Raw genomic sequence first — 24,705 nt, 5'->3', positions numbered from 1 at the left:
CGTGCGGGCGATGCGTGATGGTCGGCGGAATCCGCACAGTGGCGAGACCGGGGACGATCTGTCAACTCCAGCCGTCCCACGGGTTTTTGGGCTACTGTCGGCGCCCGATGGACAGCGAACCGCGGCCGCCCGCCCGTGACGGGGTCCTGGCCGCCGTACGGATGCGGTTGCGGCAGGTGAAGTCGAGCGGGGATGCCGCCCTCGTGCGGTCGGCGCAGGCGCACGCCGAAGCGGGGGCACTGAGAGCGCTCCTTGCCGAGAAGCCGGGGGACGTCGAGGCCGCGTACCGGCTCGGCTGGCTGGCGTTCCTCCAGGAGATGGCGCAGCCCTGGGACGACGACCGCACCCCTGCCGCGCTCGCCGCCGTGGTGGACCTGCTCGCCCCGTGCCTTGTCGCGGGCATCGGCGACCTGCCACGCGACCTGGTGCGGCACATCGCCAACGCCGCCGAGGACCTCGTCGTTCCCCGGCTGAAGCAGATCCTCGTCTCCTCCGATCCGGTCCTCCTCGACACGGTCATCGAGCAGTGCGAGTACCTTCTCAAGGCGACGCCCGCCGGTCATCCCGGGCTGGCGCAGCGGCTCGCCAACCTGGGGATCGCCCTGGAGACGCGCTTCGAACGCCGTGCGAGGCACGAGGACCTGGCTGCCGCGATCGACGCCTACCGCGCGGCCGTCGAGGCGACCGGTCCGGACGACTCCGATCTGGTGCTCCGGCTGAACGGTCTGGCGGGTGCCCTGCGCAGCCGGTACGAGCAGTACGGCGACCTCCCGGATCTGGACGAGGCGATCGCGGCCATGCGCAGGGCGGTGGCCTGCGTTCCCCCGGGCGATCACCGTCGCCCGATGGCGCTGTCCAATCTGGGCATGGCCCTGAGGTACCGGTTCCAGCGGGGCGCGGATCCCACCGACCTGGACGACGCGATCACGGTGGGCCGGCAGGCGGTGGAGGCCAGTGCCCCGGACGACCCCCGCCGGATGTACCGCCTGAACAATCTCGCCGACACGCTCATGGGCCGGTTCCTCCGGTTCCGGGGCATGGCGGATCTGGACACAGCCGTCACGGCGCTGCGCGAAGCACTCGACGCCATCGGCCCGGACCACCCCGACCGCTGGTCGGTGCAGACGACCCTGGGGTACGCCCTGACCCTCCGGGTGCACCGGACCAGGGACCTGGGGGACTGCGACGCCGCGGTCGCCGCGCAGCGGGCCGCCGCCCGGCTCATCCCGGTCGATCATGTCCACCGCTGGCGCGTGCTGCTCCAGCTCGGCATCGCTCTGCACGTCCGGCTCCTGTACGGCGTCCTGGCCGGACAGCCGGACCGGGACTGGGACCCGGTGATCTCCGCCTTCCGCGCGGCGGTCGACGCCGTTCCGGGCGGCCACATCGAGCGGACGACCTGTCTGTCCCACCTGGCGGGGGCGCTCGCCAACCGGGCCCGCACCTCGGGCGCCGTACCGGCGGACCTGGACGAGGCCGTCACCGTGGCCCGTTCGTCGGTGGCGGCCACCTCGCCAGGGCACGCGGAGCTGGGGAACCGACTCCTCACCCTGGGCGAGGCCCTGCGGACCAGGTTCCGGCAGTCCGGAGACCCGGCGGACCGGGAGGAGGCCATCGCCGCGTACGGGCGGGCCGCCGCCGAGGAGACAGCGCCGCCCTCCACTCGTGTGACCGCCGCCCGGCACGGCTCCCGGCTGCTGGCCGACGCCGTGGACGCACGGGCCGGGGATCTGCTCCGGACGGCCGTCGAGTTGCTGCCCTCGGTCGCCCCGCGCCACCTGGAGCGCCACGACCAGCAGTACACACTCGGTGAGTTCGCCGGGCTGGCCGCGGATGCCGCCCAGTGGACCCTCGCCCGCCGCGACGACCCGAACCGGGCGCTGCGCGCGCTCCAGCTGCTGGAGACGGGCCGCGGGGTGCTGCTCAGCCAGGCCCTCGACACGCGCAGCGACCTCACCGAACTCCGTGCGGGGCATCCCGAACTGGCGGCCCGTTTCGTCGCGTTGCGCGAGGCACTCGACGTACCGTCGCAGGATTCCGCGTTCCTCGGGGGCACGGGCGTCGCGCAGGGGCCGATCCACCGGCCGCGCGACACGACGGCGCGTGACTTCGCGGCCGTACTGGACGAGATCCGCTCCCTCGGCGACGGCTTCGAGTCCTTCGGGCTGCCGCCCTCCGCCCCGGAACTGCTGCGCGGCGCGGAGCACGGGCCGGTCGTCGTGGTCAACGTCAGCGGCTACGGCAGCAGCGCGCTGCTGCTCACCACGGAGGGGGTGAGCGCCATGGCACTCCCCCGGCTGCGCAACGACGATCTGCACTGGGCCGTGGGCACCTTCCAACAGGCGCTGCGGGAGGCCACCACGGACCCGGACGGCGACCGGCGCCGGGAGGCGCAGAAGAGGCTGAGCGGGCTCCTCGAATGGCTGTGGGACGTGGTCGCGGAACCCGTGCTGCTGCGGCTGGGGTTCGACCGGGAGCCCCCTGCCGGAGCGGACTGGCCCCGGGTGTGGTGGGTGCCGGGCGGATTGCTGAGCCTGCTCCCGCTGCACGCCGCCGGATACCACGGCACCCGCACGGAGCCCGACCCGCTGCGGCGGGCCGTCGTCGACCGGGTTGTCTCGTCGTACGCGCCGACGGTACGGGCCCTGCGTCACGCCCAGCGGCGCGACGGCGCCCCAACGGCTCCGCCGCAGGGCGACCGTGCCCTGATCGTCGCGATGCCGGCCACGCCCGGACTCCCGGACCGGGACCTCGCCCACGTGGAGATGGAACGCGAGATGCTCCTCGACCGGCTGCCCCGGCACGTCCTGCTGGAACCCGGCGGCTCCGATGCCCGCACGCCCACCCGCGACCACGTCCTGGCCCACCTGCCCGGCTGCCACGTCGCCCACTTCGCCTGCCACGGGGAGACCGATCCGGCGGACCCCTCCAGGAGCCGGCTGCTGCTGGCCGACCACGCCACCGCGCCGCTCACCGTCGCGAGCCTCACGCCGCTGAGTCTGGACGAGGTCCGGCTGGCCTTCCTGTCGGCGTGCCGCACGGCCGCCGTCGACGCCGAGCAGCTGGTGGACGAGGCGATCCATCTCGGGTCCGCCTTCCAGCTCGCGGGGTTCCCGCACGTCATCGGCACGCTGTGGGAGACCGCGGACGACACGTCCGTCGAGATCGCCGACGCCTTCTACGCGGGTCTGCGCACCGCACAGGGCACGCTCGCCTTCGGACGTTGCGCGCACGCCCTGCACACGGCGATACGCACCCTGCGGGAGCGGACCCGCCTCTCCCCCTCGCTGTGGGCCGCCCACCTGCACGTGGGCGCGTGAACCGGCCCGTTGCGCTCCCCACCGGATTCCGCTTCGGTCCGCTCAACGCGTTGAGGGACTTGGTGAGATGCCGAACCCCGCCGGGCTATACGCTGCGGAGCCGTGACCGGAATCGATCTTGCCAACGGGATGGAGGGCCTGGAGATCTCCCGCACCGTGCTCGACAACCACGCGACCGTCCGGCTGCGGCTGCGTCCCACCGACTACTTCACCTTCCTCGTGGCAGAGCAACTCGACCGCCGGCTGCCGAGGTGACGCCCTGCGCTCGCGCATCTCGCGGGGCGTCAACGACCGGTGGGAGCACCAGAGCGTCGAATGCGTGCCGTTCCGCCCGGCGGACGTGGTCCGCTACCTCCTGCGCCCGGACCGCATCCGTCGCTGGGCCCCGGTCACCCCGTGCTCTGTCCCAACTGGCCCTGGTGCACACGCACGGTCGCAGCGCCGTGCTACGCGCCGGGGCCCAGGTCGTCCGGTACCTGCGCCATAACCAGATGGGTGCGGCTCCTTTGCAGTGATGGATCAGGCGGTCAGTGTGTATCCGTCCTGGTCGGGGCTTAGCAGCCCTGTCCCGCCATACCTGATCCCACGGGCCGGGAACCGCACCGGCGTGGCCTACCAACGCCCGGTGAACGGCGTCTACCGTGCCGGCTCCGACCCCCGCAAGGACGGCCACGCCGGCGGCTGGTGACCTTGGGATTACACTGGCAGCGCCGCCAGGACGGGCGCACAGTGGGAAACGCGGGCGGCTCATGCCAAGCGACCGACATCGACGGCGAGAAAGTCACGACGCGGCGCCTGAGACCGGCGTACGACTTCGGGATTGGAGAAGGTAGTCCATGGCACGCGCTCAAGTCTTGTCGAAACCGGCCGTCGGCATCGCCGCGGTTGGTCTCTCACTCGCCATCATCGTTGGGGCCGCTCCGGCGGCCCTCGCAAACAGTTTCGGCAAATCGTACAATGACGTCTCATTTGGTTATGACGACGGCGGAGACCGATTCTGTGTAACCCCCGCGGATGGCTACGGTGCGCACGTGATGTTGGCCCCGAATGCGGCGGACAGAGGGCCCGCGTACAACGAGGAACTGCCGAAGGGCAGCGGGGGGCGGTGCTTCAGCTTGGCGACGGCCTATGAGGACAGCGGCTACAACTACGCCGTCGGTACCGGCAAGAATTGGTACGCGGGAACCTTCTACAGCTGATCCGCGGTATCACCCTGCCGGACGAGGAAGTTGGCGATGCGGGTGGTCCAGGTCCTTATGTCCGAATGCACGAGGTCCAGCCATGCCCGGCGCGATGCATCATCGTCGGGTGTGACCAGCCGATAGGTAGCGCCCTCCTGTTCGTATTATCGGGCAACCAGTTCGTGACGCGGCACCCTGCACACGGCGGTCCGCCATTCCGCCGTGTGCAGATCACCGTGGTGCCGGCACAGACACCGCGCGCGATACCCGACCAGCGGTGGGACAAGCTGTTCGCGGAGATGGGCTGCGATCGCGATCGCGCCCTGCTGGAGTTCTATGTGTCCTCTGGTGCCAGGGCGAGCGAAATGCTCGGGGTCGGCCTGGGGCACATCGACTGGGCAGGCCATCTGGTCCACGTGGTCAGCAAGAGAACCTGTGAGCGACAGGCTGTGCCGGCGTCCCCTGACGCCTTCCGTTACCTCGGCCGCTACCTGGCCACCGATGGGCTCCCGCGTCGGGGCAGCCGGTGTGGCGCACCCGGCGCGGGGAGCAGAGGCCGCTGACGTACTGGGCGATGCGCCGCATCTTGCAGCGGGCCAACGACAAGCTGGGCACGACTGGACTTTGCATGACGCGAGGCACACGGCGGCCACCAGGATGGCCGGAGACGAGCGGCTCACGCTGGCCGAGGTCCAGGCGATCCTGCGGCACGCGTACTTGGACACCACCGGCCGCTATCTGACCGCGAGGGTGGAGGACATGTATGACAAGCCGACTGGGCGCTACAGTCGGCCCCGACTGCAGCGCGTCTACGCCGCAGGTTACGACCCTGAGGACATCAAGGCGGTGTTCGGTGGCTGACCTCGGTGGGGTCCCGTCAGGGTAAGAAGGGCGTCAGCCGCTTCGTCAGCGTCGACGCCGCGCCTTCGCCCGCCCCGGCAGTCCGCGCCGCGCCCGCAGCGTGATCTGACCCGCGCCGGTGTCGAGGAGATCGCGCAGGCGGTACGCACGACCTGGCCGACGAAGTCGGCGGACAACCGGTGGCGTCGAAGCCGCGCCGCCCGGGACCTCCTTCAGCATCTGAGCGAGTTCCCGGGCCAAACCTGGCAGGACCGGTGGCAGGCCAGTGGGTTCAACGAGCCCGACCGCCACGTCTCCGTCCTGCGGTCGGTGCCCCGGGACAGGGGCCAGATCGGGACCGGCGCCGCGTGCCTGTTCTGCGTGCGTGTCATCCAGCCGTCGCTGGAAGCGTTCCGGCCAACCAATTCCTCTACTACGGCAGGCAGTTCATCCTCGCCCAGAACGACCCGCTGCTGGACGAGTTCTGGGAGCAGGTGCAGATCAGCCCGGTGAACCCGGTTGGGTGTGGCTCCCTCGTAGGGACCTTTGACCTGCATGGTTGCTGACTGGGTCCTGGTTGCTCGATCGTCATGGTGTCGAGGGGGTGGATTCCGCGGGTGGCGCCGATGGTGTCGTGGCGTGAGGAGATCGAGCGGCGGGAGGCGACTGCTCAGGCCGAGATCAGTGAACTTCGCTCATGGATGGAGGAGTTGGCTGGTCGCATTGCCGAGCGGGAGGCTGTGCTGTCCCGGGCTGGAGATCACCCGGGAGACGATGACCGGGATCCTGTCCGGCGACGGTGTCCATGGACGAGGCCGCGGGGGAAGTCCTGGTGTCGGTGGACCGGAGCCAGGCAGGATCGCCGTGCGGCTGGTGCCGCAGTGGGAGCCGGGGCTTGAGGCGGACTGCTGCCGCGCTCGTACCGGGACGTCGCCGAGGTGTCGCAGGACGCGGTGCATCCGATGCGGGCGCATCATCTGTGAGCCGCGCTGGGGTTGTCGACGGACAACAACAAGGTGGAGGGGTTTCGTTCGAAGCTGAAACGGCTGGTGGAGCGGGCTGGCTGACCGAGGACGAGCCGGGCCTGTTCGCGCGGGGCGGTGGGCGGCGGGCGGCCTAACTAGAGATCTTTAACGGCTGAGGTTACGGCGGTTGGAAGTCGAGCCCGGTCTTGGCGATGAGCCCCTCCATGAGGCGAGGGCGGTACTGCATCCGTTTCAGTCGCGTCTTCACCAACGCGGTGAGTTGGTCGAGGCTGTGTTTGGTGAGGTTGGCCAGTGACCTCTTCAGGTGCGACCACACGCCCTCGACGGGGTTGAGCTCGGGAGCGTACGGAGGCAGTTGGTAGACGGTCAGCCATAATCGGGCGGCGATCAGCTCCTGCATGGTGCGGCTGACGTGCGCGTTCAGGTTGTCCCAGACCAGCACGATGGGGCCGCCGAGCTGCTGATGCGCGGCATCCAGCAGGCGGGCGTAGTCGGTCTCGGTGAAGCCCTTGCGTCGGCCCTTGGCAGGGCCGCGGTCGAGGTGGATGCGGTAGATCAGCCGTGGCCGGTGGCCGGCTTTGGTGCAGATCAGCGCCGCCATTGAGACGCGTTTGGTGCCCGCGGCGGTGACCCGCACCACCGGGGTGTGGCCCCGGCGGCCCCAGGTGCGGCCCTTGGGCGGCCTCAGGCCCTGGCCGGCTTCGTCCTCGAAGCAGAGCCAGGCGCCCAAGTCCGCCGCCCTCTTTTTGTGACGGGCCACTGCTCGTCCTTCCAGGCGGCGATCTTCGCCTCGTCCCGCTCGGTGGCCTTGCGGGAGGGGACCTGCACGCTCCAGCCGATGCGGTGCAGCAGCAGGTCCAGCCCGGCCAGGGTGTACTCGACGCCGAACCGGCGGCGCACGATCTCGGCGATCCTCGCCAGAGTCCAGCACTGGTCACTCCAGCCGGAGGCGGCCGGGCCGGCATCCAACACCGCCTCCAGCACGCGAAGTTGTGCCGCACCGAGCTTGCAGCGGGCGCCGCCGGGTCCCTTGGAGGCCAGCGCCTGCCGACCGCCCGAAGCCAACGCCCGCCGCCAGCGGTTCGCCGACATCCGGGTCACCCTAAACCGCCGGGCCACCTCCCGGTCACTGGCCCCGGCCTCGATCAAGTCAGCAGCCGCGAGCCGGACTTGCTCACGCCGAGCCCGTTCCTCGGCCGTCAATCCACCACCATCGGGATACCTCATTCTCCCGGCATAGCGCGGCCCACGACAGCCGTCACGACCCGACGTAACCCGCACCGTTAAAGATCTCTAGTGCCGTATCAGGCAACGTTTGCCCTGTAACCGCCTGGGGGTGTCATGTGGTGCTGAGTGGTGCGCTCTACTCAGCGTCGAGCTGGTGGTCCGCCCAGACGTAGCTTTCAGGAAGCAGGTCGGTGACGGGCACTGTCCGGAGGCCGTCGTTTGTCCCGACGATGACCTTGAGGGCCGGGAAGTAGTCAAGAAGGACCTGGCGGCAGCGGCCACATGGGGGCACGACGCCTCGGTCGCGGTCACCCACGGCGACGATGATGTCCAGGTCATAGGCACCCTGGGCGGCAGCGGCGCCTATGAGCACCAGCTCCGCGCAGGGGCCTCCGGTGAAGTGATAGGCGTTCACCGCGGTGACGATCCGGCCGTCTCGGGCGCGGGCCGCAGCAGCCATGGTGTGGTTGTCGCCCCGACAGCGTGTGGCCGCGACGTGCGCGGCTGCCCGGATCAGTTCGTGGTCAACACGGCCGGTCTGTGTGGTCATCTTCTCTGCCTTCTTGCACGGTCAGGCGACGTTGGCCCTGTCGACGACGGCGCGTAGGGCCGGTCGTCGGCGTGGCGGTTTCGCCAGATGATGTAGCGGCGGATCATGCTGCCCTGCTCGTGGTGGCTGGCGTGGTCGGTGCCATCGAGGGTGAAGTAGCGCAGTGCGGTGAACTGGGCTTCGATGCGGTTGAGCCATGAGCTGTTGGTGGGGGTGTAGGCGATCTCGACGTTGTTCGCTGCCGCCCAGGTGCCGACCCGCTGGCACTTCTTCGTGGTCGGGTGCGGGGAGAAGTTGTCACAGACGATCGCGATCCGGACCCCGGGCGGGTAGAGGCTGCGCAGGTAGCGGCAGAACTCCAGGAACTGGGTGCGCTTCTTGACCGGCTTGATGTGGCCGTAGAGCTTGTCCTTGGCCAGGTCCAGGGCAGCGAACAGGTGGCGTACTCCGCCGTAGCGGTTGTAGGTCGCCCGCCGCCTGCGGCGAGGTTCGCGGTCGGGGACCTTGTGCTTGCCCCTCGTTCGGCCCACTGCCGACCTGGGCGGGGCATCAAGTTGAGCGGTCCGAACTCGTCCATGCAGAAGACGACTTCGGGCTCGCCCTCCTCGGGTATGACCTCGCCGTCGGCGATCGCGTAGAGGTGTTCGACGCGGGCCTTCTTGGCCGCGTAGTCGGGGTCGCGGGAGGTCTTCCAGGTCTTCAGGCGTTGAAACGAGACGCCTTCCTCGCGGAGCAGGATGCGCAGGCCCTCGTGGCTGATGTCGTCGACCACCCCCTCGGCGACCAGGAAGTCCGCCAGCCTGGTCAGGCTCCAGGTCGAAAAGGGCAGGTCGTGTTCGGTCGGCTTGGACTTCGCGATCTTCTTGATCTCGCGGCGCTCGGGCAGGGTGAAGGTCTTGGGCCAGCCGCCCTTGTACTTCGGATACAGGGAGTCGAAGCCGTCGGTGTTGAAGTTGTGGATCACATCCCGGACCCGGTCCGCGCTGGTGAAGGTGACCTCGGCGATCTTCGCCACCGGCATGCCCTGGGCGACAGCAGGACCATCTGGGCCCGCCGCCAGGTCACCACTGACCCGGTGCCCCGGCGGACCATCCGCAGCAGTCGTCTGCCTTCGTCATCGTCGATCTCGCGTACACGTACCCGTTCTGCCACCCGGACAGGGTGACGGCCACGCGCCGCCCGGCACAGCACCGGGACGGCGCGTCACAGGGCAAACGTTGCCTGATACGGCACTAGATGCTGGCAACTCTGAATGGGTCTCGGGGCCGAGCCTGGCTCTCATCGGTCACTCCTCCAGCTTGCGCAGGTCCGACTTGGTGATCGTCGTGGTGACCAGCAGGTCGGTGATGAGGTTGTGGTTGAGGGCGTTGCCGACGGGCTGCGGTACCTCTTCCTCCAGCAGTCCGGGGACGCCGTCCTCCTTGCTGAGCCGCTTGCGTACGTGCGCGACGATGTGGGCGGCCCGCTTCGCGCTCCACCGCTCGCCCGGTCGCAGCTCGCCCAGTTCGAAGGCGACCTACGCCTAGGTCAGGGGCTGCGGCTGTGGGTTGTTGCGGAGGTAGCGCTGGGCGAGGCAGACGAGCACCAGTCTCTCCTCGGGGCTGAGGTCTCTGCGCCCTTGTTCATACGTCTTGTCCCCGCACGCCTCGACGCCGTTCCCCGGGCCGGACGACGGCGCCGGCGCGGCGATCCGGACCTCCAGGAGGTGCTCCTGCCGGGGCGAGACGACGAACAACGGGGTGTATCCGGTGGGCAGTTGGGCTTGATCGCCGCGGAGTACGAGGCGTGAGCCGGGGAAACGGATGGGCAGCTTGCCGGTGTTGTGCAGCACCCAGCGCGAGGAGTGGCGGATGATCATTCCCTGGCGTCGGCTGACGCAGGTGTCGCCCGCTCCGACACGGACGTGGACGTCGGGCTCGTTGCGCCCGAACAGCAACAGGAAGTCCGCGTCCGGCGCCACGCTCATACCGCCGTTCGCACCCAGCACGAAGAGTGTGCCCGGCAGGGCGCGCGGCACGGCGGCTGAGACTGCCGATGTCCTTTGGCAGCAGGCTGACCTTGCTCACGCGACTCGCCATGGTGTCCCCCCTCTTCGCAGGCGTTGGTGGTGAGGTTAGACGTCGGCGCCGGGGAGGGGTCCCGAAATGGCGCTGGCGCCGCTCATGTCTACGTCGTACGGGTAGAGGTCGGGGAAACCGAGGACGCGGTCGAGCGGGTGGCGGGCGTCGGTGGTCTGGTTGCCGTCGCGGAACACGCGGACCCTGCCCCTGCCCGACGGGAAGGTGAAGCGCAGCCGCCACTCGACGCTGCCCGGCACGCCCCTCGACGGTCCGCCGCTACGTCAGCGGCACGCTGTTCAGCGTGGTGGGGTGGCCGTTGACCCAGTAGGTGAACGCGGAGAGCGGGGCGTCGCCGGTGATGACCAACTCCAGCTTGATGGGCTTCGGTGAGGGCGAGGGCGAGTTGGATGATGGAGAGGCCGCGGGCGTCGCGTTCGGGGACTTCCCGGGGTTCTTCGCCTCGTCCGTGGCCCTGCTGTCGGCGCCGGTGAGTGGGGCCGCCGCTCCGCATCCTGCCGCGGCCAGGACAACGGCGCCCCCGATCAGCAGCAAGCGTGCGGCGGCAGCCACCTCGCGGCGGAAGCGGGCGCGGTAGCGGGCGTCGGCGCCGAAGTGCTCGTGCACCAGCTTCACCGCGACGAAGCGTCCGCCCGGCGTACGCCCGAGGTAGACGACGCCCATGCCGCCCGCGCCGAGCCGGGCCAGCAGCCGATAGCCGCCCACTGTCTGAGGATCATCCGGGCTCAGCGGCTGCACCGCAGCATTTTCCAGCACGGAGGGCGGGCCGATCACCGGATTTCATGGGGATGGTGTGAAGGGTCGGCCGTCCGGGACGAACAGGCGTGGACGAGGCAAGGAGCCGGGGCACCGGAGGCCGCACCCGCCGGGCTGTGTCGAACGATGTGCGGCGGGTACACAGGGCTAGCACAGAGGGAGTGGTCGGCATGGTGCAGAACGGCGATGACGCCACGCTCGCCCCACGTGCCCAGGGCCCCGGTCTGCGGTTGGCGGCACAGCCGCCCGGTGATCGGCACGAGCCGGAGGCGGCGCGTGAGCTGCCCCGCGATCGCAACCAGGCGATCCTGGAGGCGGCCAAGCAGGTCGGCACCCTGCTGAAGCAGGGCGGGCACGACTTCGCGCTGGCGGGCAGTGTGGCCGCCTATGCGCACGGGGCCGGCGAGAACCTCCAGCACGACGCCGATTTCTGCATCAGGCCCCAGGACGCCGACGCGGTCGCGGCCACGCTGCGGGATGCCGGGCTGCCGGTGCGCACGCCGCCGGAGGACTGGCTGCTGAAGTCGACGTGCTTCGGGCAGGACATCGACATCATCTTCGAGCTGGCGCACCGGCCCGTCTCGACGGGCATGCTGGACCGGGCGCAGGAGATCCCGGTGGATTCGGTACGGATGCCGGTGCTGGCGCCGACCGACCTGCTGTCCAGCCTGATCGCCGCGTTCTCCGAGCACCACTGCGACTTCGGCGCGGTCCTGCCGATCGCCCGCGCGCTGCGCGAGAAGGTCGACTGGGAGCGGATCCGGGGAGACTTCGGGGACGAGCCCATGGCCGCCGCCTTCCTGTTCCTGCTCGAACGCCTGAAGGTGATCGCTCCACGGGAGGAGCAGCCATGACCGGTCCCGACGCCCAGGGCGCCCCCGGCGCCCCGGCCCCCGAGCACCTGGAGTACCGCGTCGCCCACCTCCGTGACCGGCTCGCCGCCGGGGACCTCGGTGAGCTGGGCGTGCGGATCGAGGTGCGCGGCGAGGCGGTGCTGCTCACCGGCACCGTGCCCTCCGCCCGCTGCCGTGACGACGTACGCCGCCTGGCCGAGGAGGCGCTGGCCGGGCTGCCGGTGCACTACGACCTCCAGGTCACCGACTCGTCCTCGCCCGATCACGCGGAGGAACTCGCATGATCCGGATCGCCGCGGTCGGGGACATCCACATGGGGCCCGACATCCAGGGTGTGCTACGCCCGGCGTTCGAAACGCTGTCCGACTGTGCCGACGTCCTGCTGCTGGCCGGGGACCTCACCCGGCACGGCACCCCGGACGAGGCCCGCGTGGTGGCCCGGGAGATCACGGACCTCGGTGTGCCCGTCGTCGCCGTGCTGGGCAACCACGACCACCACGACGACCGTCCGCAGGAGGTCACGGCCATCCTGCAGGACGTCGGCGCCCGTGTGCTGGAGGGGCAGTCCACGGTGGTGACCGCCGACGGAAGCCGCATCGGCGTGGCCGGCACCAAGGGGTTCGGGGGCGGGTTCGTGGGACGCAGCGCCGGTGAGTTCGGTGAGCCGCTGATGAAGGAGTTCGTGCGGTACTCACGCCGGTGCGCCGACGGGCTGCGTACGGCGCTGGAGGAGCTGGCCGGTGCGGACTGTGATGTGCGGGTGGCGCTGACGCACTTCTCCCCCGTGCCGGAGACGCTCGCCGGTGAGCCGCTGGAGATCTATCCGTTTCTCGGCAGCTATCTGCTGGCCGAGGCGATCGACACCGCGGGCGCCGACCTCGCGGTGCACGGGCACGCGCACGCAGGCACGGAGCACGGCATGACGAGCGGCGGCGTTCGCGTACGCAATGTGGCGCAGCCGGTGATCGGCCGGGCGTTCCACGTCTACCACGTGCCGGTGGGCGCGCGGCTGCCGTAACCCCGGACATCGCGGATACCGCGTACTGCACTTGGCGCCCCTTCGCGTCACCAAAGCGCGAAACGCCTGCGTGACTGACATTCCGCGGTCCCTTCCAGGCAAGCCCTAGGGCTTTGGGACGGTTTCTCCCCGTACCCGACTGGAAGGAGACCTTTCGCATGCTGCACAGACATGCCGCGATCGGGCGCCGCACGGCCCTGATCGCGGCGGGCACGCTGTTGCTGAGCGGGATCTGTTCGACCGCGGCCGCCGAGCCGCCGCCCGCGGCGGGGCCGCCGCCCTCGGCGGCGCAGACACTCGGGGCCGACAAACCGTCGGCGGAGGTGCTGCGTGCGCTACAGCGCGACCTCGGCCTGACCGAGCAGCAGGCGGCGACGCGGCTGGTGAACGAGGCGGAGGCGGGTACCCGTGCCGGTCGCCTCCGCCTTGCGCTGGGCGAGCGGTTCGCCGGGGCCTGGCTGAGCGGTGCCACCTCGGCCACGCTCACCGTGGCGACCACCAGCAAGGCGGACGTGGCCGCCATCCAGGGGCAGGGCGCGAAGGCCGCGGTCGTCAAGGCGTCCCTGGTGGATCTCACGGCCGTCAAGGGCAAGCTGGACAAGGCCGCGTCACGGGTCAGTTCGCGGAACACGCCGCTGTGGTACGTCGACGTGCCGAACAATCGGGTCGTGGTGGAGGCCACGAACAGGGAGGCCGCGGCTGCCTTCGTCAAGACCGCCGGCCTCGACGCCGAGCAGGTGGCCGTACGGTTGACGGCGAACCGGCCGCACCTGATGGCCAACATCACCGGCGGCGACGCCTACTACATCGACGGAACCATCCGCTGCTCGGTCGGCTTCTCGGTCACCAAGGGCCAGCAGCAGGGCTTCGCCACCGCCGGGCACTGCGGCGACCGGGGCGCCCGGACCACCGGCTACAACCGGGCCGACCAGGGCACCTTCCAGGCCTCCGTGTTTCCCGGCGAGGACATGGCGTGGGTCGCCGTGAACACGAACTGGGCCGCCACCCCCGACGTCAGGGGCGAGGGCGGCGAGACCGTGCAGATCGGTGGTTCGGTCGAGGCGCTGGTCGGGGCGTCGGTGTGCCGTTCGGGCTCCACCACGGGATGGCACTGCGGCACGATCCAGCAGCACGGCACGAGCGTCAGCTACGCCGAGGGCGTCGTGGACGGGCTGACCCGGACCATGGTGTGCGCCGAGCCGGGCGACTCCGGGGGCCCGTACGTCTCGGGCGCCCAGGGGCAGGGCCTGACCTCCGGCGGTACCGGTGACTGCGCGAGCGGTGGCACGACGTTCTACCAGCCGCTCAACCCGGTCCTCGGCGCCTTCGGGCTCACCTTGAAGACGGCGTCCACCGGGGCCGGGGCGCCGGACCAGCAGGGCGGCGGAACCGACAGCTGGTCCGCCGGACGCGTCTACCCCGTCGGGGCCGCGGTGACCCACGACGGCGTCCGCTACCAGTGCCTGCAGTCCCACCAGGCGCAGGGCGCCTGGACGCCGGCCGACACGCCGGCGCTGTGGCAGCGCATGTGACGGCCCTACGGGACTGGGCGGCATCGGAAGCGGCCGTGCGCCGCCTCCGATGCCGCCCCGCGCTCCTCCTGCGGTGTGCGGCGGTACGTGCGGGAGGAGTACGTCGGCTCCCACCACCCGGACCGCCGCGAACGCGACGCTTCGCTCCGCGTCGTCCGTCACCGCGGTGCTCCCGGCTCGCCGGTGACAGGGCGTCACTCGTCAGGCCGGGCGTTCCGGGGCAACTGCTCTGCCAGGCGGGTCGCCTGGGCCAGCAGCGCGCCGTGGACGGCCAGCGCTTCGGCGTCGTACGGGACCGATCCGGGCAGTTGCTCCCGCAGGGCGTTCAAGGCCCGGTCGAGTTTCCCGACGGCCTCGCGCAGTTCCCCGTCGGATCCTTCGCCGAAGCGGTTCCGGGCGTACAGATGGATCGCCTCCGCGGCACGGTCGAGGAAGTCCGCGTACGGTTTGGCGATCCGCGGATGGGGCCGGGCCGCGCCGCGATGCTCCTCGGCGGCCTCCATGACGGTGCGGGTCACGCCCGCGGTGTGGACGGCCACGTAGTCGAGGACGGCGACGGCGTCGTCGTAGGCCTGGCCGGGCAAGGGGCGGGAGCGCCGGTGGAGGGGGTTGACGCGCAGGCTCTCCCGGCTCCAGCCCAGGGAGGAGAGGGCCTGCTCAACCAGTCGGCTCAGACGCAGCGCCCGTTCGTGCAATGCCTCGGCGCGCTGGGAGTCCCAGTCGTCCGACCGGATCCCTTCGGCGACGGACGCCAGGATGTCGTGGGCCTCCCCCGCCGCGTCCTGGAGGGCGGCCCGCGTGTTGCGCAGATACACCGGCGGGCGGATGAGCGCGTTGACCGCGATGCCCACCAGCGCGCCGAAGACGGCCTCGGCGATCCGTGCCCCCGCGCCGATGACACTGACGTTCGGGCCGGTGAGGACGAACAGTGCTCCGGTGGCGGCGTAGATGCCCTGGCTGCCCAGTTGCCGCCAATTGCCCAGCAGCACCGCCACGGGCAGGACGAGGGCCATCGCGGCCATCGCGTTCCCCAGGGCGAGCACGCCCGCGGTGGCCGCCACGGTGCCGAACGCGATGGCGGCCAGTTGCTGCAGTCCGTGCGCCACCGACCGGTACACCGTCGACTCCACCAGGACGACCGCCACCCAGGGCGCGACGAACGCCATGGGCGCCTTGAGCCACCACCCCACCACCGCCCAGGCCAGCCACGCGGCCAGCGCCGCCTTCACCGCCTGCACCGCCAGATCGCGCTCCCGGCCCGGACCGGCGCACGCCCGCCGTACCGTCTCCAGGGCAGTGCCGTAGCGGCGCCGGACCGTGCGCACCGTCGCTCGTATCCCTCGCATGCGACCCCAGGTACACGCGGACCGGGCTCTTCAACCAGCCGAAATGCGGACGGTTCGGCCCCTGGGCTCCGGGTACTCAGGGCCTCGCGTGCGGTGTCGCGCGAGCGCGCGGTCGCCCCTGAGCGGGCGCACGGCAGGGAGCGGTGCTGCCGCTCCTCACGGTCTTCGCCGACGCATACAGACGTCGATCTTTCCTTCCCTTGGGAGTGCCATGAGCGACAAGAACCCCATCAAGGCCGTGGCCGACAAGGCCGCTGCCGCCCTGGGCGACGACGGGCCCGCGGAGGGCGTCCCGGGCCGGCCCGGAGCCGAGTCGCCGCCGGTGCACGAGCCCACCGATGTCCGGGGGCCACTGCCGCCCAAGCCCGACCAGGCCGCTCCTGAGACGGTGAGCCCCACCGGCATCCCGACCGAGGCCGACCCGACGACGCAGGGGCAGGGCGACCCTTATCTGACCACCGCGCAGGGCAACCGGCTCTACGACACCGATCACTCCCTCAAGGCCGGCGCCCGCGGGCCGGTCCTGCTCCAGGACCACCACCTGCGGGAGAAGATCACCCACTTCGACCACGAGCGCATCCCCGAGCGGGTCGTGCACGCGCGCGGCGCCGCCGCCCACGGGATCTTCCAGGGCTACGGCAGCGCGGCGAGCGTCACCAAGGCCGCCTTCCTGCAGAAGGACGTCGAGACGCCGGTGTTCGTGCGGTTCTCGACCGTGCTCGGCTCGCGCGGCTCGGCCGACACGGTCCGCGACACCCGGGGTTTCGCGACGAAGTTCTACACCAGTGAGGGCACGTTCGACCTGGTGGGCAACAACATTCCGGTGTTCTTCATCCAGGACGCGGTCAAGTTCCCCGACGTCATCCACGCCGGGAAGCCGCATCCGGACCGGGAGATCCCGCAGGCGCAGAGCGCGCACGACACGTTCTGGGACTTCGTCACCCTGCACACCGAGGCCACCCACCACACGCTGTGGAACATGTCCGACCGGGGCATCCCCAGGTCGTTCCGCATGATGGAGGGCTTCGGCGTGCACACCTTCCGGCTGGTGAACGCCGAGGGCGCGACCACGCTGGTGAAGTTCCACTGGAAGCCGAAGCTGGGGGTGCACTCCCTGGTGTGGGAGGAGGCCCAGATCGCGGGCGGCGTCGACCCCGACTTCCACCGGCGCGATCTCGCCGACGCCATCGAGGCGGGGGCGTACCCGCAGTGGGAGCTGGGCATCCAGACGTTCCCGGACACGCCGGAGCAGACGTTCGAGGGCATCGACCTGCTGGACCCCACGAACATCGTCCCCGAGGAGCTGGCGCCGGTGCAGCCGATCGGGCTGCTGACGCTGAACGCCAATCCGACCAACTTCTTCGCCGAGACCGAGCAGGTGGCCTTCCACCCCGGCCATCTCGTGCCCGGCATCGACATCACCGACGACCCGCTGCTGGCCGGGCGGCTGTTCTCCTACCTGGACACGCAGATCACCCGCCTGGGCGGGCCGAACTTCGCGCAGATCCCGGTCAACCGCCCGCACGCGCCGATCAACGACATGCTGCGCGACGGCATGCACCAGACGGCCGTGCACAGCGGGGCGGCGCCCTACCGGCCGAACTCGCTGGACGGCGGCTGCCCGTTCCTGGCGGGTGCGGACACCCGCGCGTACGTCGAGGCGCCGGTGACGGTGTCGCAGGCGCAGAAGGTGCGTGAGGCACCGGCGTCGTTCGCGGACCACTTCGGCCAGCCCCGGCGGTTCTGGCGGAGCATGAGCCCGGTGGAGCGGGAGCACATCGTCGCCGCCTACACCTTCGAGCTGGGCAAGTGCTACGAGCAGGCCATCAAGGAGCGGGGTCTGCGGGTGCTGGCCAATATCGACCCCGAGCTGTGCGAGCCCGTCGCCGCCGGTCTGGGGCTGCCGGCGCCCGAGCCGACGGTGCCGATCGAGACCGTCGAGCCGTCCCCGGCGCTGTCCCAGGTCGGCCGCACCTGGCCGCTGGACGGCCGGATCGTCGGGATCGTCACCGACGGGGCGGGCGACCTGGACGGGGTGCGCGTGGTGCGTGAGATCGTCCTGAGGGGCGGGATGGTGCCCCTGGTGATCGCTCCGGCCGGCGGCAAGCTCGACTCGGAGGGCGAGCCGATCACCGTGCAGCGGACGTTCGCCACGGCCCGCTCGATCGAGTTCGACGCCCTGTTGCTGGCGGGCGTGCCGGGGCCGGGCGGCGACGCCTACGGCGCCCGGGACGCCAAGGCGGGCAACGGTGAGCCGAACGGGGCGCGGCCCACGGATCCGCGGGTGCTGCTGATGCTGGGCGAGGCGTTCCGGCACGGCAAGGCGATCGGCGGCTGGGCGGGCGCGCAGTCCGCACTGGAGGCCGCGGGCGTGCCCGCCGACGCGCCCGGTGTGGTGACCGGCGAGACCGGCACCGGGGTGCTGGAGGAGGTCACGGGGCTGCTGAAGAGCCACCGCGTGTGGGAGCGGTTCGCGACACGCGTGTGAACGGGCACGAGGCTCGGTGTGGCGCGGATCACATGGAAACACTGCAACGCGCCACATCGGGTTTCGCTGCGATTACCGAATATCGGACACCTGGAAGTCGACATTGGAAGTCCGGCGCGGAGTCGTCAGTTAGCCTTTGAATCACAGGAACAATCATCGCTACACCATTGAATGATCGGATTTCGCGCCTTCCGTCAGGCTGACGTCACGTCGTGTCGGCACGGAAACCGCAGGATTTAACGTCCTGTTCATGACTCAGCTGGACGTACGGCCCCGGGCCGGAGACACGGGCGCGCCCCCCGTCGAGGGGATGCGCGCCAAGGGCCTGAGCGGGAACTCCGTCGGCCTGCTGGGCAGCGCGGTCATCGGTGTGTCCACCGTGGCCCCGGTGTACTGCCTCACCTCGACGCTCGGCTCCACGGCGGGCGAGGTGGGCGTGCAGATGCCCGCCGTGTTCCTCGCGGGCTTCCTGCCGATGCTGCTGGTCGCCTTCGCGTACCGCGAGCTGAACAAGGCGATGCCGGACTGCGGCACCTCGTTCACCTGGACGGTCAAGGCGTTCGGGCCGGGCGTGGGCTGGATGTGCGGCTGGGGGCTGGTGATCGCCACGATCATCGTGCTGTCCAACCTGGCCGGTGTGGCCACCTCGTACTTCTGGCTGCTCGCGGGCGAGATCACGGGCAGTGAGTCCGTCGCCGCGCTGGACGGGAACAAGGCCGTCCACATCGTCACCTGCCTGGCCCTGATCGCGGTCGCGACGGTGATCAGCTACCGGGGGATGACCGCGACCAAGGGTGTGCAGTACGCGCTGGTGGCGTTGCAGCTGCTGGTGCTGGCCGTGTTCGTGGCGATGGCCTTCGGCAAGGCGGGCAGCGCCGAGTTCCCGACCTCGGCGGAGTTCTCGTGGTCGTGGCTGAATCCGTTCGCCGTGCAGTCGTTCGCCGCGTTCACCGCGGGTCTGTCGCTGTCGATCTTCATGTACTGGGGCTGGGACGCCTGTCTGACCGCCAACGAGGAGACCAGCGGCAGCAGCCGCACCCCCGGCCGCGCGGCGCTGGTCGCCATGGTTGTGCTGGTCGGCTCGTATCTGGCCACCGGTGTGGCGGCGCAGATGGTCGTCGGCTCCGGCGACCAGGGGCTGGGTCTCGCCAACCCGGAGACCTCCGGCAACGTCTTCGCCGCGCTGGCCGGCCCCGTGATGGGTTCCGCGCTCGGCATCCTGCTCTTCGTCGCGGTGCTCGCCTCCGCCGCGGCCAGCCTGCAGACGACGTTCATCCCGGTGGCCCGTACGGTGCTGGCGATGTCGACGTACGAGGCGCTGCCGCCGTCGTACGCCCGGGTGCACCCGCGGTTCAGGACGCCGGGGCGGGCCACCGTGACCGCGGGCGTCGCGACCGGTGTGTTCTACGCGGTGATGACGCTGGTCAGCGAGCACGTGCTGGTCGACACCATCTACGCGCTCGGCCTGATGATCTGCTTCTACTACGCGCTGACGGCGTTCGCCTGCGCCTGGTACTTCCGTGCGGAGCTGCGGCGCTCCGGCCGCGACCTGGTGTTCAAGGGGCTGTTCCCGGTGGTCGGCGGGGTGCTGCTGGCGGCGGTGTTCGCCAAGACGCTGGTCGACATGTGGGACCCGGCGTACGGCAGCGGCTCCTCCGTGCTGGGTGTGGGGTCGGTGTTCGTGATCGGCGTGGGGCTGCTGGCCCTGGGCCTGGTGATCATGGCCGCGATGCGGTGGCGCAGCCCGGCGTTCTTCCGCGGCGAGGTGCTGACGCCGTCGACACCGGCGCTGGTCGCCGAGGACTGACGAGCCGCGGGCCGGCGAGCGGGCGTCCCCGCCCCAGGGGTGGCGGGACGGGGACGACGCCGTGCTACCAGGTGACGGGCAGCCGCTCGGGGATGCGCTTCATGAAGCCGGTACGCCACACGAGCTGCTCCACCGGCACGGCGAGGCTCAGGTCCGGCAGGCGCCGCTGGAGCACCTCCAGGGCGATCCGGGCGTGCGCGCGGCCCAGGGCGGTCGCCGGGCAGTAGTGGGAGCCGCCGCCGAAGGACAGATGGTCGCCGGCGTTCTCGCGGTGCACGTCGAAGCGGTGCGGGTTGGGGAACTTCTCCGGGTCGAGGTTGGCGCCCTCGACGAGGACCAGGACGAGTTCACCCCGCTTGACCTCCACCTCGCCCAGCCGGACGTCGGCGAGTGCCAGCCGGGGCAGGGCGTCGCCGATGGAGAGGTTGACCCGCAGCAGCTCCTCCACCCCGCGGTCGAGCAGTTCCGGGTGGTCCCGGAGCAGATCCCAGGTGGTGCGGTGGATGAGCAGGTGGACCAGCGCCATCGCGAGGAAGCCGGAGGTGGAGATGACGCCCGCGCCGAACATGGTGACGCCGACGGTGGCCAGCATCTCGTCCGTCAGGTGCGCGTAGTCGGGGTTGTCCCGCAGGGCGGCGAGCTCGCCCATCAGGCCCTGGGTCGCGGGATCGTTCAGGTGGGCGCTCATACGGTTGAGGTCCCGGTCCCAGTTGATCTTCGCGCCCGTGATGGGGCACGGCGAGTTCATGAACGCGATGTCGAGGCTGCGCAGGAAGTGCGGCGCCTCGCTCTGCGGGATGCCGAGGATCCGGCAGTGCATCCCGGCCGAGTACGGATCGCAGAACGCGGCCCGCAGATCCGCGGTGGGTCCGGCCTCGACGAGGGCGGCGACGAGACGTTCGGCCTCCGCGCGCATCCAGTCGGTCAGGCCCGGCGCCTTGGGGTGAGCGCCTTCATCACCGCCCGGCGCAGCCCGGCGCCGGTGATGTTGCCCATGTTGTTCACGACCTCGGGCGGGATCGTCAGGGCGTACTGGCGCGGGACACCGGGGGCGGAGGTGTCCTTCAGGGAGAACCGGTCGTCCTCCAGGACCTGCCGGCACAGGCTGTGCGAGGACACCAGCCAGGCCTCGTCGCCGGCGATGGTACGGACCCGCCGCACCGGGGTCGTGGCGCGCAGCTCCGCCACTTCGGCGGGAACCCGCGCCCCTTCCCACGAGAACGGGAAGTCGAGGATGTCCGTGGCGCGGGCGGCGTCAAGGGCGGTGGTCATGCGGCGGCTCCTTCGGCGGTGGCGGGGGTGACGACGGCGTGGCCCTGGTTGCGGGAGGCGCGCAGCCCGGCGCCGCGCGCGTAGAGCAGTTCCGCCATCGGCAGGAGCTGGTGGTAGCAGTTGAGCGAGGACGGCACACCGAGGATCGCGGGGGTGTCGAGGAACAGCGGGGCCTCGGCGCACACGTACTCAAGGCACACCGTGCGCTGCCGCTCGCTCGCCGCTTCCCCGCGGGCGGTCAGGAACCGGCTCACGAGGGCCTCGCACACGGCGCGGAAGTCGTCGTCGGTGGCCAGCCGGCTCTTCAGATGCCGGTGGATCTCCTGGTACGACGGGTTGGACCGGAAGTCGGACATCGGCTGCCAGCGCAGCCGCGCCCCCTCCGGGTCGGCGGCGGTCACCGCGTCACGGACCTTCGCGCGGACGCCCCTGAGGTTCTTCACCGCCTTTCTGCGGGCGTCGTCGGGGGTGTAGCCGGACGCCTCGTACATCTCGGCCAGGAACAGGTCGGTGTAGACGAAGTCGACCTTCTCGAAGTGGTCCAGCCCCCAGCGGGCGAGGTCGTGCAGCCGCCGGGCGGAAAAATAGCTGTTGCCCGGTGACACACCGATGACGGCGTGCGCGCCCTCGGCGTAGATCACCTCGCAGTGGGACGTGTAGGGCTGAACCTGGAAGACGTCGGCCATCAGCACGGATGCTGTGGTCAAAGGGGTAATCCTCCGCCGCGCGCAAGTCCCTGCGGGCCCTGTGCCCCCGGTGTGGCGACGCGGCGGGCTCACGTTATCCGTACGGGACGTGCCCGCCTAGTCACGCTGTGAGTTTGGCCGAAAACACTCGTATCAATCGTCGAGTGCTGTGACCCGGCAAGGGCAACTGCGCAGTCCCGCCCTTGCGCGCCCGCGGCGGCGTGCCCCATCGTTGACGCGCGTCACACAGCACCGCACGCTCGGCAGGACCTCACGTCTCCCCGGCATGGAGATCACATGTACAGACGGACCGTTCGACTCCTCGTCGCACTTGTCATGGTCATGGCTGGCGCCTGGGCGGGCACCCTCGCCACGGCAGGCAGCGCGCACGCCGACGGCTGCTACACCTGGAACCGCACCCTCTCGCAGGGCTCCTCGGGAGCCGACGTCACCCAGCTGCAGATCCGCCTCGGCGGCTACCCGGGCTACGGCGCCGTGCTGGCGGTCGACGGCGACTTCGGGCCGGCCACGGAGGCCGCCCTGAAGCGCTTCCAGTCGGCGTACGGCCTGGCCGCGGACGGTGTCGCCGGCCCGAACACCTTCAACAAGCTCTACGCCCTGCAGGACGACGACTGCACGCCGATCCACTTCTCGTACAGCGAGTTGAACGACTGCAACAGCACCTGGTCCGGCGGCGCGGTCAGTGCCTCGACCGCCAAGGCCAACGCGCTGCGCACCATGTGGAAGCTGGAGGCCATGCGGCACGCGCTCGGCGACCGGCCCATCACGGTGACCAGCGGCTTCCGCTCCTACGCCTGCAACAGCGCGGTGGGCGGCGCCAGCAACAGCCGCCACCTGTACGGGGACGCCGCCGACCTCGGGGCCGGCCCGCACTCCCTGTGCACGCTCGCCAAGCAGGCCCGCAACCACGGCTTCCGGGGCATCCTCGGCCCGGGCTACCCCGGTCACGGCGACCACACGCACCTCGACCACCGCGACAGCCGGTTCTGGTCCGCGTCCTCCTGCGGGATCTGAGCCCACCCCGCACCGATCGGCGGGTTCCCCCGCCATCCGGGGGAACCCGCCGATCCTGGTTCAGCCGTCAGTCGTTGCAGACCGTCAGTGCTTGAAGGTGTCCTTGCCCTTCTCTTTCGCCTGACGCGCATCGCCCTTCGCCTGCTCGGCCTTGCCCTCGGCCGTCATCCGCTCGTTGCCCACCGCGCGGCCGACCGCCTCCTTCGCCTTTCCCTTGGCCTGTTCCATCTTGGCCTTGGACTTCTGCTGTCGCGCCACGGTCGCTCACTCCACGTCATCGGCGGCTTCGCTGTCACCGTCCGTGTGGCCCGAAATGCGGCACTCAAACACAAAAGCGGTCACTTCTCCCGGTGGACGACATGCCCGCCGGTCACCGTCAGGCACACCGGCGCCTGAGCCAGTTCGTCGGCGGGGGCCTCGACCGGGTCCACGGCGAGGGCCGTGAGGTCGGCGCGCAGGCCGGGCGCGATCCGGCCCGCCGTGCCGGACTCCCCGGCGGCGCACGCCGCGTGGGTGGTGCAGCCCTCCAGGGCCTCCAGTCCCGTGAGGCCGGCGCGGTGCGAGGCGACGCCCTTGGGCCGGCGGGCCGTGGCCAGCACGGCGCGGGCGTCGTAGTGGGCGATCGGCCAGTCCGAGCCGAGGGCGACCGTCGCGCCCGCGTCGCGCAGGTCGCGCAGCCGCCAGGCGTGGGCGGCACGGTCGGCGCCCAGGTGGCGGGACCACTCGTCGGTGCCGTCGGGGCGGGTGTAGGCGGTGTGCGGAGGCTGCATGGACGCCGTCACGCCCAGTGCGGCGAAGCGCGGCAGCAGGTCGTCCGGTGCCGTCTCGATGTGCTCGACGCGGTGCGCCCCGCGGGCGCCGGGACCGAGGGCGGCCACCACGTCGAGGACGTGGCGTACCGCGGCGTCGCCGATGGCGTGGTGGCCGTGCGGACTCCGGCCGCGTGCAACTGCCGTACGGCGGCGGTACGCCTCGGGATCCGGCCAGAACGCCGCCGTGCCCTGGCCGTGGCAGTCCGGGTGCGCCAGCCAGGCGGTGCCGCCCTCGACGGTGCCGTCCATGAAGAACTTCACCCCGCCGACCAGCCAGTGCCGCCCGCCCCGCCCCTGCACGCCGATCAGCTCCTCCAGGTCGTCCCGGTCGGCGCCGGGCATGCACCAGGGAGCGAACCGCAGCCGCACCGGCAGGACCGTCTCACGGGCCACGGCTTCGACGAGGTCCGGATCCCCGCCGTCCATCACATGCGCGCCGGTCAGACCGGTCGCCGCCATCGCCGCCAGCAGCTCCACCAGGCGGGCGCGGCGTTCGGCGTAGGTCGGGCGGGGCATCACCCGGGACACCAGGTCCATCGCCGCGTGCTCGACGAGATGCCCGGTGGGGCGGCCGGTGGCGTCGCAGACGACTCCGAGCGCTGCGCGAGGGGACGGGGCCCGGTTACGCCCGCCGCGCTGAGGGCCGTACCGCTGGCGAGGGCGGAGTGACCGTCGTACAGCCGCAGGAAGGCCGGGGCTTCGCCGAGTGCCTCCTCGATGAGGGCGCGCTCGATGGGGCGGCCCGCGCGCAGTCCCGCCAGGTCGCGCACCGCGGACAGGTCCGTCCCGGTCGCCATCTCCAGACCCCACACCGGGTGGCTGTGGGCGTCCACCAGACCGGGCACCAGGTGGGCGCCTTGGAGGGCTACGACCTCGGTGCCCGGGCCGCGCCAGTCGCGTACGTCGCTCTCGTCGCC

At 70.9% G+C, this 24,705-nt stretch carries 23 protein-coding genes and 2 pseudogenes; 12 read left to right on the top strand and 13 right to left on the bottom strand.

Annotation, left to right across the window (positions count from 1 at the left end; all coding sequences use genetic code 11):
* The first annotated feature begins 107 nt into the window (after positions 1-107).
* The 5 genes from HJD23_RS42180 (at position 108) to HJD23_RS43195 (ending at position 5,362) form a co-directional block, all read left to right on the top strand.
* Positions 108-3,320: a CHAT domain-containing protein gene (locus HJD23_RS42180; protein WP_171110425.1), complete on the top strand. Its 3,213-nt coding sequence runs from the start codon at positions 108-110 to the stop codon at positions 3,318-3,320.
* 102 nt (positions 3,321-3,422) lie between these two features.
* Entirely contained in the window at positions 3,423-3,575 is a 153-nt protein-coding gene (locus HJD23_RS42175) for a hypothetical protein (RefSeq protein ID WP_171110424.1), read from the top strand.
* A 581-nt stretch (positions 3,576-4,156) separates the two neighbouring features.
* Positions 4,157-4,519: a hypothetical protein gene (locus HJD23_RS42170; protein ID WP_171134132.1), complete on the top strand. Its 363-nt coding sequence runs from the start codon at positions 4,157-4,159 to the stop codon at positions 4,517-4,519.
* Between the two features lie 206 nt (positions 4,520-4,725).
* Positions 4,726-5,064 carry a hypothetical protein gene (locus HJD23_RS43200; RefSeq protein WP_197973182.1) on the top strand — a complete coding sequence of 113 codons (339 nt, stop codon included), beginning with the start codon at positions 4,726-4,728 and terminating at the stop codon, positions 5,062-5,064.
* Between the two features lie 61 nt (positions 5,065-5,125).
* Positions 5,126-5,362: a hypothetical protein gene (locus tag HJD23_RS43195; RefSeq protein WP_197973181.1), complete on the top strand. Its 237-nt coding sequence runs from the start codon at positions 5,126-5,128 to the stop codon at positions 5,360-5,362.
* 1,122 nt (positions 5,363-6,484) lie between these two features.
* On the opposite strand, the gene HJD23_RS42160 is transcribed toward HJD23_RS43195, so the two are convergent.
* The 7 genes and pseudogenes from HJD23_RS42160 to HJD23_RS42125 all read right to left on the bottom strand — a co-directional run.
* A complete protein-coding gene (locus HJD23_RS42160; RefSeq protein WP_180686789.1) occupies positions 6,485-7,015 on the bottom strand; it encodes a transposase in 531 nt (176 codons plus the stop codon).
* Entirely contained in the window at positions 7,012-7,554 is a 543-nt protein-coding gene (locus HJD23_RS42155; RefSeq protein WP_171134130.1) for a winged helix-turn-helix domain-containing protein, read from the bottom strand. Before HJD23_RS42155 ends, HJD23_RS42160 begins: the two co-directional genes overlap by 4 nt.
* 136 nt (positions 7,555-7,690) lie before the next feature.
* Positions 7,691-8,104, bottom strand: coding sequence for a cytidine deaminase (locus HJD23_RS42150; RefSeq protein WP_171117353.1), 414 nt, complete (start codon positions 8,102-8,104; stop codon positions 7,691-7,693).
* Between the two features lie 21 nt (positions 8,105-8,125).
* Positions 8,126-9,256, bottom strand: a pseudogene (locus tag HJD23_RS45125) (IS630 family transposase).
* A 370-nt stretch (positions 9,257-9,626) separates the two neighbouring features.
* Entirely contained in the window at positions 9,627-10,121 is a 495-nt protein-coding gene (locus HJD23_RS44570) for a hypothetical protein (protein ID WP_232107678.1), read from the bottom strand.
* A 96-nt stretch (positions 10,122-10,217) separates the two neighbouring features.
* Entirely contained in the window at positions 10,218-10,421 is a 204-nt protein-coding gene (locus HJD23_RS42130; protein WP_171117351.1) for a hypothetical protein, read from the bottom strand.
* Between the two features lie 274 nt (positions 10,422-10,695).
* Positions 10,696-10,920, bottom strand: a pseudogene (locus HJD23_RS42125) (serine/threonine protein kinase); the annotation flags it as partial.
* Between the two features lie 188 nt (positions 10,921-11,108).
* Here HJD23_RS42125 and HJD23_RS42120 point away from each other — a divergent pair.
* The 4 genes from HJD23_RS42120 to HJD23_RS42105 all read left to right on the top strand — a co-directional run bounded on the left by HJD23_RS42120 (position 11,109) and on the right by HJD23_RS42105 (position 14,342).
* Positions 11,109-11,792: a nucleotidyltransferase family protein gene (locus HJD23_RS42120; RefSeq protein WP_171117349.1), complete on the top strand. Its 684-nt coding sequence runs from the start codon at positions 11,109-11,111 to the stop codon at positions 11,790-11,792.
* On the top strand, positions 11,789-12,076 hold the full coding sequence (locus HJD23_RS42115; RefSeq protein WP_171117347.1) for a BON domain-containing protein: 288 nt from the start codon (positions 11,789-11,791) through the stop codon (positions 12,074-12,076). Before HJD23_RS42120 ends, HJD23_RS42115 begins: the two co-directional genes overlap by 4 nt.
* Positions 12,073-12,810: a metallophosphoesterase gene (locus tag HJD23_RS42110; RefSeq protein ID WP_171117345.1), complete on the top strand. Its 738-nt coding sequence runs from the start codon at positions 12,073-12,075 to the stop codon at positions 12,808-12,810. Before HJD23_RS42115 ends, HJD23_RS42110 begins: the two co-directional genes overlap by 4 nt.
* A gap of 158 nt (positions 12,811-12,968) precedes the next feature.
* Positions 12,969-14,342 carry a carbohydrate-binding protein gene (locus HJD23_RS42105; RefSeq protein ID WP_171117342.1) on the top strand — a complete coding sequence of 458 codons (1,374 nt, stop codon included), beginning with the start codon at positions 12,969-12,971 and terminating at the stop codon, positions 14,340-14,342.
* Between the two features lie 194 nt (positions 14,343-14,536).
* Here the strand turns inward: HJD23_RS42105 and HJD23_RS42100 are convergent, their stop codons facing one another.
* Entirely contained in the window at positions 14,537-15,688 is a 1,152-nt protein-coding gene (locus HJD23_RS42100) for an aromatic acid exporter family protein (RefSeq protein ID WP_171117341.1), read from the bottom strand.
* Between the two features lie 211 nt (positions 15,689-15,899).
* Here HJD23_RS42100 and HJD23_RS42095 point away from each other — a divergent pair, with 211 nt between their 5' ends.
* Positions 15,900-18,176: a catalase gene (locus tag HJD23_RS42095; RefSeq protein ID WP_171117339.1), complete on the top strand. Its 2,277-nt coding sequence runs from the start codon at positions 15,900-15,902 to the stop codon at positions 18,174-18,176.
* A gap of 250 nt (positions 18,177-18,426) precedes the next feature.
* On the top strand, positions 18,427-19,983 hold the full coding sequence (locus HJD23_RS42090; protein ID WP_171117337.1) for an APC family permease: 1,557 nt from the start codon (positions 18,427-18,429) through the stop codon (positions 19,981-19,983).
* A gap of 64 nt (positions 19,984-20,047) precedes the next feature.
* Here HJD23_RS42090 and HJD23_RS42085 read toward each other — a convergent pair whose 3' ends face one another.
* From HJD23_RS42085 to HJD23_RS42080, 3 genes are read right to left on the bottom strand one after another with little or no spacing between them, the layout of a single operon-like run.
* Positions 20,048-20,899: a cytochrome P450 gene (locus HJD23_RS42085; RefSeq protein WP_277347790.1), complete on the bottom strand. Its 852-nt coding sequence runs from the start codon at positions 20,897-20,899 to the stop codon at positions 20,048-20,050.
* 8 nt (positions 20,900-20,907) lie between these two features.
* Positions 20,908-21,255, bottom strand: coding sequence for a hypothetical protein (locus HJD23_RS44855; protein WP_277347789.1), 348 nt, complete (start codon positions 21,253-21,255; stop codon positions 20,908-20,910).
* Complete coding sequence (locus tag HJD23_RS42080; protein ID WP_232107679.1) at positions 21,252-21,962, bottom strand: tRNA-dependent cyclodipeptide synthase; 711 nt, start codon at positions 21,960-21,962, stop codon at positions 21,252-21,254. The genes HJD23_RS44855 and HJD23_RS42080 overlap by 4 nt, the downstream gene beginning before the upstream one ends.
* Positions 21,963-22,238: 276 nt before the next feature.
* Here HJD23_RS42080 and HJD23_RS42075 point away from each other — a divergent pair, with 276 nt between their 5' ends.
* Complete coding sequence (locus HJD23_RS42075; RefSeq protein ID WP_171117335.1) at positions 22,239-22,976, top strand: D-Ala-D-Ala carboxypeptidase family metallohydrolase; 738 nt, start codon at positions 22,239-22,241, stop codon at positions 22,974-22,976.
* A gap of 84 nt (positions 22,977-23,060) precedes the next feature.
* Here the strand turns inward: HJD23_RS42075 and HJD23_RS42070 are convergent, their stop codons facing one another.
* On the bottom strand, positions 23,061-23,234 hold the full coding sequence (locus HJD23_RS42070) for a CsbD family protein (RefSeq protein WP_171117333.1): 174 nt from the start codon (positions 23,232-23,234) through the stop codon (positions 23,061-23,063).
* 80 nt (positions 23,235-23,314) lie between these two features.
* Positions 23,315-24,598: an amidohydrolase family protein gene (locus HJD23_RS42065; RefSeq protein ID WP_240980947.1), complete on the bottom strand. Its 1,284-nt coding sequence runs from the start codon at positions 24,596-24,598 to the stop codon at positions 23,315-23,317.
* Positions 24,599-24,705 lie beyond the last annotated feature (107 nt).

This window comes from Streptomyces sp. Z423-1, from assembly GCF_013009255.1.
Taxonomy (GTDB): Bacteria; Actinomycetota; Actinomycetes; order Streptomycetales; family Streptomycetaceae; genus Streptomyces; species Streptomyces gossypiisoli.
The sequence above is the reverse complement of the archived record's forward strand: the minus strand, read 5'-3'. Positions and strand labels throughout refer to the sequence as shown.